The sequence below is a fragment of the Rhizobium sp. CB2179 genome, assembly GCF_057653455.1.
The window spans coordinates 805,063-817,579 of the sequence record NZ_JBYGKR010000002.1; the positions used below are offsets into that span (position 1 = coordinate 805,063).

At 62.3% G+C, this 12,517-nt stretch carries 5 protein-coding genes; 4 read left to right on the forward strand and 1 reads right to left on the reverse strand.

The window, feature by feature from the left end; genetic code table 11:
- The first annotated feature begins 130 nt into the window (after positions 1 to 130).
- Together AC244Q_RS27915 and AC244Q_RS27920 are read left to right on the forward strand one after the other, a co-directional pair.
- Complete coding sequence (locus AC244Q_RS27915) at positions 131 to 6,430, forward strand: HAMP domain-containing protein (RefSeq protein ID WP_003562755.1); 6,300 nt, start codon at positions 131 to 133, stop codon at positions 6,428 to 6,430.
- 10 nt (positions 6,431 to 6,440) lie between these two features.
- Complete coding sequence (locus tag AC244Q_RS27920) at positions 6,441 to 8,117, forward strand: response regulator (RefSeq protein WP_128406890.1); 1,677 nt, start codon at positions 6,441 to 6,443, stop codon at positions 8,115 to 8,117.
- A gap of 216 nt (positions 8,118 to 8,333) precedes the next feature.
- Here AC244Q_RS27920 and AC244Q_RS27925 read toward each other — a convergent pair whose 3' ends face one another.
- Positions 8,334 to 8,648, reverse strand: a complete 315-nt coding sequence (locus AC244Q_RS27925) for a type II toxin-antitoxin system ParD family antitoxin (protein WP_128406891.1) — start codon at positions 8,646 to 8,648, stop codon at positions 8,334 to 8,336.
- 204 nt (positions 8,649 to 8,852) lie between these two features.
- Here AC244Q_RS27925 and treZ point away from each other — a divergent pair, with 204 nt between their 5' ends.
- Together treZ and malQ are read left to right on the forward strand one after the other, a co-directional pair.
- Positions 8,853 to 10,613: a malto-oligosyltrehalose trehalohydrolase gene (gene treZ, locus AC244Q_RS27930; protein WP_432431721.1), complete on the forward strand. Its 1,761-nt coding sequence runs from the start codon at positions 8,853 to 8,855 to the stop codon at positions 10,611 to 10,613.
- A 29-nt stretch (positions 10,614 to 10,642) separates the two neighbouring features.
- Positions 10,643 to 12,502, forward strand: coding sequence for a 4-alpha-glucanotransferase (gene malQ, locus AC244Q_RS27935; protein ID WP_128406893.1), 1,860 nt, complete (start codon positions 10,643 to 10,645; stop codon positions 12,500 to 12,502).
- Positions 12,503 to 12,517 lie beyond the last annotated feature (15 nt).

Genomic DNA, 12,517 nt, shown 5'->3' on the forward strand with positions numbered 1-12,517 from the left:
GAGCATTTCCGATATTTGCAACTATCAGGCTCATTTTGGGTGGTGAATCATGTTAGAATGAACGCGGGACGGCCCATACCATTTTCTGAGTTGAGCACTAAATTACCAGTCGTCGAATAGGGGGATTTTCGTGAGCAACCAAACTAGCGAATTCGCGCGCGACAGCGTTGCGGTAGATAGCCTCAATGGGCATGACCACAAAACGATGGCGTTCGACGACGCCAGCGCGCTTCTGGAAGTCCTTGTCGCGGTTAGGCGCGGCGACTTTTCCGTACGGATGCGGTCCGACCTGACAGGTCTCACCGGCAAAGTCGCCGATGCCCTCAACGACATCATTGCCGCCAATCAGCGCATGGCCCAGCAGCTCGAGCATGTCGGGCAGGTGGTCGGTCGGGACGGGCGAACGAGCACGCGCGTACGCTTCGGCCTGTCGGACGGCTCCTGGTCCGAGATGGAGGGATCGATCAATGGTCTGATCGACGATCTCCTGTGGCCGACGACAGCTGTTACGCGCACGATTACGGCTGTCGCCAAGGGAGATCTCTTGCGGACCGTGCCGCTCGACGTCGACGGGCGGCCGCTCAAAGGTGAATTCCTGCGCTCGGCCGATATCGTCAATACGATGATCAAGCAGTTGAGCGTCTTCACCTCGGAAGTAACGCGCGTCGCGCGCGAGGTCGGCACGGACGGAAAACTCGGCGGCCAGGCGCAGGTGCCGGAGGTGACCGGCGTCTGGAAGGACCTCACCGAAAGCGTGAACTCGATGGCGTCGAACCTGACGGCGCAGGTGCGCAACATCGCCGAAGTGACGATCGCCGTTGCCAATGGCGATCTTTCCAAGAAGATTACCGTCGACGTGCGCGGCGAGATCCTGCAGCTGAAGGAGGCGATCAACACCATGGTCGACCAGCTCAGATCCTTCGCCTCGGAAGTGACGCGCGTCGCCCGCGAGGTCGGCACCGAAGGCAAGCTCGGCGGACAGGCGCTGGTGCCGGGTGTCGCCGGAACCTGGAAGGACCTGACCGACAGCGTCAATGCCATGTGCGGCAACCTGACGGCTCAGGTGCGCAACATTGCCCAGGTGACCACGGCCGTGGCGCGCGGCGACCTGTCGCGCAAGATCACCGTCGACGTCTCGGGAGAAATCCTGGAGCTGAAGGAAACCATCAACACGATGGTCGATCAGCTCAACGGCTTTGCCGGCGAGGTGACGCGTGTGGCGCGTGAAGTCGGCACAGAGGGCCGCCTCGGCGGTCAGGCGCAGGTGCCAGGCGTCGCCGGCACCTGGAAGGACTTGACCGATAACGTCAATTCCATGGCCTCGAACCTCACCGCGCAGGTGCGCAACATCGCCGAGGTCTCGACTGCGATCGCCAACGGCGACCTCTCGAAGAAGATCACCGTTACGGTGTCTGGGGAAATCCTCGAGCTGAAGGAAACGATCAACACGATGGTCGATCAGCTGAACGCCTTTGCGTCGGAAGTGACCCGCGTGGCCCGCGAAGTCGGCACCGAAGGCCGGCTCGGCGGCCAGGCCAACGTGCGCGGCGTCGCCGGCACCTGGAAGGATCTAACTGAGAACGTCAACTCGATGGGCGGCAACCTGACGGCGCAGGTGCGCAATATCGCGGAAGTCTCGACTGCCATCGCCAATGGCGATTTGTCGAAGAAGATCACCGTCGACGTGAAGGGGGAGATCCTCGAATTGAAGGAGACCATCAATACGATGGTCGATCAGCTGAACGCCTTTGCCTCGGAAGTGACCCGCGTCGCCCGCGAAGTGGGCACGGAGGGCCGGCTCGGCGGCCAGGCGAATGTGCGCGGCGTTGCCGGCACCTGGAAGGACCTGACAGACAGCGTCAATTCCATGGCTTCCAACTTGACCGGGCAGGTGCGCAACATCGCCGAAGTCGCGACCGCCGTCGCCCAGGGAGACCTGTCCAAGAAGATCACCGTGACGGTGTCGGGCGAAATCCTCGAACTGAAAGAGACCATCAACACGATGGTCGATCAGCTCAACGGCTTTGCCGGCGAGGTGACGCGTGTGGCGCGCGAGGTCGGCACGGAAGGGCGGCTCGGCGGCCAGGCGAACGTGCTCGGCGTCGCCGGCACCTGGAAGGACCTGACCGACAGCGTCAACTCAATGGCAGGCAATCTGACGGCGCAGGTGCGCAACATCGCCGAAGTCTCGACTGCGATTGCCAATGGCGACCTGTCGAAGAAGATCACGGTGTCGGTCTCGGGTGAAATCCTCGAGCTCAAGGAAACGCTGAACACCATGGTCGATCAGCTGAACCGCTTTGCTTCCGAAGTCACCCGCGTTGCCCGCGAGGTCGGCACCGAGGGCAAGCTCGGCGGCCAGGCGCAGGTGCCAGGTGTCGCCGGCACCTGGAAGGATCTTACCGAAAACGTCAACTCCATGGCCTCCAACCTGACCGGCCAGGTGCGAAACATCGCCGAAGTGACGACGGCGGTGGCCCGCGGCGACCTGTCGCGCAAGATCACCGTCGACGTGAAGGGGGAAATCCTCGAACTGAAAAACACCATCAACACGATGGTGGACCAGCTCAACGCCTTTGCCGGCGAAGTGACGCGCGTCGCCCGCGAAGTCGGCACCGAAGGCAAGCTCGGCGGCCAGGCGCAGGTCTCCGGTGTTGCCGGCACCTGGAAGGACCTGACCGACAGCGTCAACTCCATGGCCGGCAACTTGACGGCGCAGGTGCGCAACATCGCCGAGGTGGCTACCGCTATCGCCAACGGCGACCTGTCGCGCAAGATCACGGTCGACGTGCGCGGCGAAATCCTGCTCTTGAAGGATACGCTGAATACCATGGTCGATCAGCTTCGCTCCTTTGCCGGCGAAGTGACACGTGTTGCCCGCGAAGTCGGCACCGATGGCAGGCTCGGCGGTCAGGCCGTCGTTCCCGGCGTCGCCGGCACCTGGAAGGATCTAACCGATAACGTCAACCTGCTCGCCGCCAATCTGACGACCCAGGTCCGCAACATCGCCGAAGTCACGACGGCCGTGGCGCGCGGCGACTTGTCGCGCAAGATCACCGTCGACGTGAAGGGGGAAATCCTCGAACTGAAGAACACCATCAATACGATGGTGGACCAGCTCAACGCCTTCGCCGGAGAAGTGACGCGTGTTGCCCGCGAAGTCGGCACCGAAGGCAAGCTCGGCGGCCAGGCGCAGGTGCCGGGCGTTGCCGGAACCTGGAAAGACCTGACCGACACCGTCAACGTCATGGCCGCCAACCTGACCGAGCAGGTGCGCGGCATCGTCAAGGTGGTGACGGCGGTGGCGAACGGCGACCTCAAGCAAAATCTCACCGTCGCATCGAAGGGCGAGGTGGCAGCCCTTGCCGAGACCATCAACAACATGACCAACACGCTCGCGACCTTTGCCGATCAGGTGACCACGGTTGCGCGTGAGGTGGGCGTGGAAGGCCGCCTCGGCGGTCAGGCGAATGTTCCAGGTACTGCGGGAACCTGGAAGGACTTGACCGGTAACGTCAACCTGCTGGCAGCCAACCTGACGACGCAGGTGCGCGCCATCGCCGAGGTGGCGACCGCCGTCACCAAGGGTGACCTGACGCGCTCGATCAAGGTCGACGCGCGCGGCGAAGTGGCCGAGCTCAAGGACAACATCAACACGATGATCGATAACCTCAGGCTGACCACCGAGCGCAACACCGAGCAGGACTGGCTGAAGACCAACCTGGCGCGCTTCACCAACATGCTGCAGGGGCAGCGCGACCTGACGCTGGTCGGCAAGATGCTGCTGTCGGAGCTGGCGCCTCTGGTCGGTGCCCATCAGGGGGTCATCTACCAGGTGGATTCCGACGAGCGGCAGCCGATCTTGTCGCTGCTCTCTGTCTACGCGAAAGGGGGCGAGGCGGCGCACCCGGCGCGGCTCGAATTCGGCCAGGGACTTGTCGGCCAGTGCGCCAGCGACGCCCGCCGCATCCTGGTCACCGACCTTCCCGACAATGTCGTTCCGATAAGCTCCGGCGTGTTCACGACCTTGCCGAGGAGCGCCATCGTGCTGCCTGTGCATTTCGAGGGGCAGGTGAAAGCAGTGATTGAGCTGGCCTCCGTCGGCGAATTCACCGAGTTGCAGCTGTCCTTCCTCGATCAGCTGACGACATCGATCGGCATCGTCCTCAACTCGATCGAAGCGACGATGCAGACCGAAGGCCTGCTCAAGCAGTCCCAGCAGCTTGCCGCCGAGCTTCAGACGCAGCAGCGCGAGCTGCAGCAGACCAACGAGCAGCTCGGACAAAAGGCGCAGCAACTGGAGGAGCGCAACGTCGAAGTCGAGGCGAAGAACCAGGAAATCGAGCAGGCCCGGCGCGCGCTCGAGGAAAAGGCAACCGAGCTGGCGCTGACATCGAAGTACAAATCCGAATTCCTCGCCAACATGTCGCATGAGCTGCGCACGCCCTTGAATTCGATCCTCATCCTCGGCCAGCAGCTGGGAGAAAATCCGGATGGCAACCTCTCGGGCAAACAGGTCGAGTTCGCAAAGACGATTCACGGCGCGGGAACCGATTTGTTGAACCTGATCAGCGACATCCTCGACCTGTCGAAGATCGAGTCCGGAACAGTCTCGGTCGATGCCGAGGAGATTTTTGTCAGCAACCTGCTCGAGATGATGGCGCGGCCATTCCGGCACGAGGCCGAAAACCGGGACCTGTCGTTCTCGGTCGATGTCGGCGCCGATGTTGCAAAGAGCCTCATCACGGATTCGAAGCGACTGCAGCAGATCCTCAAAAACCTGCTGTCGAATGCCTTCAAGTTCACCGCGCAGGGCGGCGTGACACTTCGCGTCGCGTCGGCAACGAGCGGCTGGTCGTCCGATCATCCCTCCCTCAAGCACGCGCCTTCGGTCATTGCCTTCGAAGTCGTCGATACCGGCATCGGCATACCGCCTGAAAAACAGCGCATCATTTTCGAGGCGTTCCAGCAGGCGGACGCTTCGACGAGCCGCAAATACGGCGGCACCGGCCTCGGCTTGGCGATCAGTCGCGAACTGGCGAACCTGCTCGGCGGCGAAATCCAGCTGCGCAGCACCCCCGGTATCGGCAGCACCTTCGTCCTCTATCTGCCGCTCACCTATGTCGGCGCCGGCGCGGCTGCCCCCAAGACCGTTCCGTCGGCAAATGTCGTAGAATTCGCCGAGGCGGCAGCAAACCGCCGCGCCGAAAAGCCGATCGAACATGTTGAAGACGATCGCCATCAGATAGAGGCCGGCGACTCCGTGCTGCTCGTCGTCGAGGACGATGCGCATTACGCCCGCGTGCTGGTGGATCTCGCCCGCGACAATGGATTCAAGGTTCTGGTGGCGATGCGTGGCAGCGATGCGCTCGCACTCGCGCAGGACTACAGGCCGGCGGCGATCTCGCTCGACATCTTTCTGCCCGATATGCTCGGCTGGACGGTGCTGAGCCAGCTCAAGCAGAATCCGCAGACGCGGCATATTCCGGTCCAGATCATCAGCCTCGACGAGGATCGCCAACATGGGCTGACCCGCGGCGCCTTCGCCTTCATGAGCAAGCCGACGACACCAGAAGGCCTTGGCAAGGCACTGTCGCGATTGAAGGCCTATGCACAACCGCGCCGCAAGCATCTGCTGCTGGTGGAAGACAACGAGGCCGAGCGTCTGAGCGTCACCGCCCTTCTCGGACATGACGACATCGATATCACCAGCGTCGGCTCCGGATCGGAGGCTCTCGCAGCCCTTCGGCAGAATGCCGCCGACTGCGTGGTGCTCGACCTTTCCCTTCCCGACATGTCCGGCTTCGACGTGCTGGAGCAGATACGCGACGACGCCGAGATCGGCGAGGTGCCGGTGGTCGTCTTCACCGGCCGGGAGCTTTCCGCCGAGGAAGACGCGGCACTGCACAGCATGGCCCGCAGCGTCGTGGTCAAGGGGGTCGAGTCGCCCGAACGTCTCCTGGATGAGACGGCCTTGTTCCTGCACCGGGTGGTCGCCGACCTGCCGGCCGCAAAACAGGCGACGCTGCAGGAACTGCACAGCTCGGATGAGGATCTTGTCGGCGAGACCGTGCTGCTCGTCGACGACGATGCCCGCAACATCTTCGCGCTGAGCAGCGTCCTCGAACGCCGGGGAATGAAGGTCCTGACCGCGACGACCGGCAGCGAAGCCATCGATGTCATCAACAACGAACCCTCTGTCGCGATCGTGCTGATGGACATCATGATGCCTGGAATGGACGGCTACGAGACGATGCAGCTCATCCGTTCGGAGCCCCGGTTCCGGCGGCTGCCGATCGTGGCGCTGACGGCCAAGGCGATGAAGGGCGACCGCGAGAAATGCCTGGAAGCGGGCGCATCCGACTATCTGGCGAAGCCGGTCAATACCGAACAGCTTCTGTCGGCTCTTCGCATGTGGCTGCATCGCTGAGGACCTCGCCATGAACCCCGTCAACATCCTCCTCGTCGACGACCAACCGGCAAAGCTCCTGAGTTACGAGGTCATTCTCGAAGAGCTCGAGGAAAACCTCATCAAGGCGCAATCCGCTCGCGAAGCCTTCGAGCACCTGTTGCGCACTGAAATCGCGGTGATCCTCGTTGATGTCTGCATGCCCGAACAGGATGGGTTCGAGCTCGTCAGCATGATCCGGCAGCATCCGCGCTATCAGAACACGCCGATCATCTTTGTTTCCGCCGTGATGCTGGCGGAACCCGACCGGCTGCGCGGCTATGCTGTGGGCGCGGTCGACTACGTCTCTGTTCCGATCGTCCCCGAGGTGCTGAGAGCCAAGGTGCGGGTCTTTGCCGAGCTCTACAGGAAGACGAGGGAACTCGAACGCCTGAACGTCGAGCTGGAGGCCCGCGTTCACCAGCGCACCGCCGAGCTCGAGGCTTCTGCAGCGCAGTTGCGTGAGCTCAACGAGGAACTCGAGCACCGGATTGATCAACGGACGCGGGAGCGCGAAGAGGCGCTCGCACAGCTGTTCGAGGCGCAGAAGCTCGACACGATTGGCCACCTGACGGGTGGCGTGGCCCACGACTTCAATAACCTCCTGATGGCAGTTCTCGGCAGCCTGAATCTTCTCAAGAAGCGGCTTCCGGCCGATGAACGCAGTGAACGCCTGGTGACGAACGCGATCCAGGCGGCCGAACGCGGCACGGCGCTCACCCAGCGCCTGCTTGCTTTCGCACGCCGCCAGGAGCTTAAGCCGCAGGCGGTCGACTTCTTCAGGCTGTTCGAAAACGTCGAGGATCTTCTCGCCAAGGCGGTGGGGCCGCGCATCGAAATCCGCAAAAGCATCCCGGCGGATCTGGCACCCCTCCTGGTCGACAGCAACCAGTTGGAACTGGCGTTGCTCAACCTGTTCGTCAATGCGCGGGATGCGCTCGAAAGCGGCGGAGCCGTGACGGTTGCCGCGGCGGCAGCCGAAGAAGCCCGGCCGGCCAGCCTTGCAGGCGGAAATTACATCAGGATATCGGTGTCGGACGATGGCGAGGGGATGGACGAGGCAACGGTCTCGCGTGCCGCCGAACCGTTTTTCACCACCAAGGGGGTCGGCAAGGGCACCGGTCTCGGCCTGTCGATGGTGCATGGCCTGGCGGCGCAATCCGGTGGCTCGATCCAGATATCAAGCGTTAGGGGCAAAGGCACGACGGTTTCGCTTTGGCTGCCCGTTGCCGAGGCATTCGTCAAGGTGCAGCCTCCCGTCGAGCTGCCGGCGACGGAGCCTTTGAAGCCGGCGTCGCGGCCGCTTGCCATTCTCGTAGTTGATGACGATGCCCTTGTCAGGACCGGGACCGTGGCGATGCTGGAGGATCTCGGGCACCTGCCGCAGGAAGCGTCTTCCGCTTCCCAGGCCTTGGAATTCTTTGCCCACGGGCAGGATTGCGACCTCGTCATCACCGATCATGCCATGCCGGGCATGACGGGCGCCGAGCTTGCGCGTCACCTTCGCTCCTCCTTTCCAGGCCTGCCCATCATCCTTGCCTCAGGCTATGCCGAGTTTTCCGAGGACCATGGCCTCGGCCGGATGCTGCGGATGAAGAAGCCATTCACACAGGAACAGCTTCAGGCGGCGATGGATCAGGCGCTCTCGGGCAAAGTCGCGGCGGCCTGAGGGTCGACGTGGGGATGTGCTGGGGTATTGCGTTCTGGGTCGGCTCTAACTCGCGTCGCTTTCAAACCGCTGCCCGGCATAGAGGATGCGGAGGATAACAATTCGGTGGGCTCAACTACGAACGCCACGCTTACCCGGCGCTCGAAACCACAATGCGTAACCCGGGTCGGACATGATCGCGGATGCTGCGGCGTTCGTGGTACGTTTCGAACCCACTTACGAAGGTCTTGATGCGGGCCACATAATCGCGGGCGACGGCAGAAGATGCGGATGTCTTGCGGGACTATAGATACCCGCCCAATCCAATTCCGCCTCATCGGGAAGGCGGATATCGGCCTTGTAGGCATCATAGGTGGCCGTAACTTCTGTTCGCAGCCAATGCTCGACGGCATTCTCGCGTTCCTGCAAAGCCCGCAGTCCCTCGCGTGTGACTTCGCTCTCCGAGGCGTAATCACCGTTGGACACCCGCTGTTTAACGCGCTTCGCCATTTCCAGGGGCAACGTGATGCTCATTTGTTGCGTCGAACGCATCGAATAAACTCCTGCTGTTGCAGGTTTATAGCACGCGATAGGATAAAATCCTTCTCCCGATAGGATGGAATCATACTCTTTGGGTCTCTGCCGGAGGGCACCTCGCGACGATGGCCGCTCTCTTCGTGCGTGCGAAACTTTTTGCCCTGACAAAAGTTACCCAGATCCCATCCCAATTTCATCGAAGGCTTTCCTTTGACCCAAATGACGTTCGGACCGGCATCCACTGAAGAGGGTTTTCAATTCCGCCTCTGGGCTCCCTTGCATGAAAGCGTGTTGTTGAAGATTGAAGGCGCTGATCCGCGGCCGATGCAGGCGGTCGGGGACGGCTGGCACCACTCTACAGTCGCGGATGCCAATGTCAGTACGCGCTACTGCTTCGTCCTGCCGGACGGTCTCGAAATACCCGATCCCGCCTCGCGGTTTCAGCCGCAGGATGTGCACGGACCGAGCGAAGTGGTCGACCTTTCCCTCTATCGCTGGAAGACGAGCGACTGGACGGGACGGCCCTGGGAAGAGATGGTGATCTATGAGATGCATATCGGCTGCTTCACGCCGGAGGGTACTTTCAAGGCCGCGATCGAGCGGCTTGACCATCTGCAGGCGCTGGGCGTTACGGCGCTGCAGATCATGCCGCTGAGTGAATTTCCCGGCCGTTACAGCTGGGGTTATGACGGCGTGCTTCCCTATGCTCCGGACAGCAGCTACGGCCGGCCGGAAGATTTCATGGGGTTGGTGGACGCAGCGCACCAGCACGGCATCTCGGTTTTCCTGGACGTGGTCTACAATCACTTCGGGCCGGACGGCAATTACATCCCGGCCTATGCACCGCTCTTTACCGATCATCACAAGACACCCTGGGGCAACGGTATCAATTACGACGGCGACGGGTCGGAGATGATCCGCGAATTCATCATCGAGAACGCCATCTATTGGATCACCGAGTTCAGGCTCGACGGTTTCCGCTTCGATGCCGTGCATGCCATCAAGGACGATAGCTCCGAGCATCTGCTTCACGCGCTTGCCCGCCGCGTCAGGGCCGCGGCCGGCGACCGGCATGTTCATCTGATCGTCGAAAACGAGGAGAACGACAGCGACCTGTTGCAGCGTGACGAAAACGGGGAAGTGAAGCTGTTCACCGCCCAGTGGAACGACGACGTGCACCATGTGCTGCATATCACCGCCACCGGCGAAACCTTCGGCTATTATGCCGATTACGCTGGTGACGCCGGCAAGCTCGGCCGGGCGCTGGCGGAAGGTTTCGTGTTTCAGGGGGAACACATGCCCTATCGCGGCGGAAGCCGCGGCAAGCCGAGCGGCCATCTGCCGCCCACCGCTTTTATCTCCTTCATCCAGAACCATGACCAGATCGGCAACAGGGCGCTGGGGGATAGGGTTCTGGCTTCGAGCCCGGCTGATGTCGTCAAGGCGGTCGCCGCCATCTACCTGCTGGCGCCTGAGATCCCGATGCTGTTCATGGGGGAGGAATGGGGCGCCAGAGAACCTTTCCCCTTCTTCTGCGATTTCGACGAGGATCTGAACGAGAAGGTCAGGAAAGGCCGTCGCGAGGAGCTTTCCCGTCTCCCGGGCTTCGACGCCGACGACCTTCTCGACCCGACGGCGCCATCGACCTTTGCCGCCGCCAAGCTGGACTGGTCGAAACTCGCCTCTTCCGAGTTACTCGGTTTTTACAGGATGCTTCTCGACCTCCGGCACCGCAGGATCGTGCCTTTGCTGAAAGGCGCTGGCGCCGGAACCGCGGTCTATCGCTCGACGGGAAGCGCGCTCGCGGTGGATTGGACCCTGGCGCAGAGCCGGCGTCTTCATCTGCAGGCCAACCTCGGCGCCGAGGCGGTGCCGCTCGTCTCGCCGCAGGACGACGGCGAGACGATCTTCGGTCTCGGCGGCAGCGACGGCGGCGATCTCGCACCCTGGACGGTGATTTGGAATATCAGCGAGGCGTAACGGCGTGCTGACAGGAAGGCGATTAAACGATGAAACCTGCTGAGTTCGACAAGCTCGCCCGCCGGCACGGCATCAGCCCGACCAGGCCCAGTCCGGACAATCGGGAGGTGGCGATATCAGCCGAGACCAAGCGCAAGATCCTCTCGGCACTCAAGATCGACTTGCCGGGAACCGCCGATCCCGCGACCTGCGCGTTACGGCCCAAGCCGGCGGCTAAGAAAATCGCCAGGTCATTTCTGCCCGATTTCCTTTCCTGCACGCGCGTCTGGGGCGTGAGCCTGCAGCTCTACGAGCTCCGTTCGGCGCGCAACTGGGGCATAGGAGATTTCGAGGATCTGTCCGATATGGCGGATCTCGCAGGATCGTTGGGCGCCGATTTCATCGGCCTCACCCCGCTTCATGCGCCGTTTCTCGCCGATCCAGACCGTTGCAGTCCCTACGAGCCGTCGAGCCGCCAGCATCTCAACCCGCTCTATATCGCGGTCGACCGATTGCCGGGTTTTGCCTGCGGTCCCGAACTCGAACGGCATTTGGAAAGCCTTCGCCAAACCGATCTCGTCGACTACGTCGGCGTCGCACAGATCAAGCTGAGGGTCCTGCGCGATCTCTGGCCGGCCTGGCGACAGAGCAGCGTGATCGACGATGCCTATGATCCGGCCGATTTCGACGCCTTCATCACGCAAGGTGGTAACAACCTGCGGCTGCATGCGCTTTTCGAATGCCTCTCGTTTTCCATGGTCGAGCGCGGGACAGGCGCCGGCTGGCAACGTTGGCCGGCCGATTTCCAGCGCTTCGAAAGCGCCGCCGTTGCCGAATTCGAGCGCGAACACGCGGACGACGTCCTTTTCCACATGTGGCTGCAATGGCTCGCCCACCGGCAACTGATGCAGGCGGCGGACCGGGCGCGGAAGGCAGGCCTGCGGATCGGGCTCTATCTCGATCTTGCCGTCGGGGAAGCGGTCGACGGTTCGGCGACATGGAGCGAGCCGGATACCTATGTCTCGAAGGCCACCATCGGCAGCCCACCCGATCCATTCGCCGTGGACGGGCAGGACTGGCACCTTGCCGGATATCTGCCTTCCGCGATCGCGGCAGGAGAAATGTCGCCTTTCCGGCGCATGCTGAGCGCTGCCATGCGATATGCGGGCGCCATCCGCATCGACCACGCCGCAGCACTTCGCCGCCTCTTCCTGGTGCCATTGGGCAGCAGGCCGGACGGCGGCGCCTATGTCCGTTATCCCGCGGATCGGCTGCTGCAGATCCTCGCCGAAGTGTCCGCCGAGCATCGGTGCCTCGTTATCGGAGAAGACCTGGGCCTGATCCCCAAGGGATTGCAGGACGATCTTGCGACGGCCCACATTCTCTCCTACCGCATCCTTTCCTATGAACAGGACGAGAAGGGCTTCAAGCCGGCGGACGTCTATCCCGCCCTGGCTTTGGCCTGCATTTCGACGCATGACCACCAAACCCTTGCCGGCTGGTGGCGCGGCGCCGACATTCAGGCCCGGTGCGACCACGGCATCGTGCCGCCCGATCTCACCAAGAAGCACCTCGAAGACCGCAAGCGCGAGCGGAGGAACCTGAAAGCGGCGCTGAAGGCTGCCGGCCTCGAACTGCCGGCCAGGCTTTTCCAAGCGCGGGCAAGCGAGGAGACGCTGAGAGAATTGACCGTCAGCGCTTATCGCTTCATCGCCAGGACGCCCTCGCTTCTCGCCGCGGTCCGTCTCGCCGATCTCACCGACGAAAAAAGGCCAACCAATGTGCCAGGCACCAGCGACAGCTATCCGAACTGGAAGCCGAAGCTATCGGTTTTGCTCGCGGATCTGATGTCGAGCCCGCTGCTGAAGTGCGTGACGGCGGCAATGCGGGAGGAACGTCCGCGGGAGTGATTAAGGCCGGGCGAG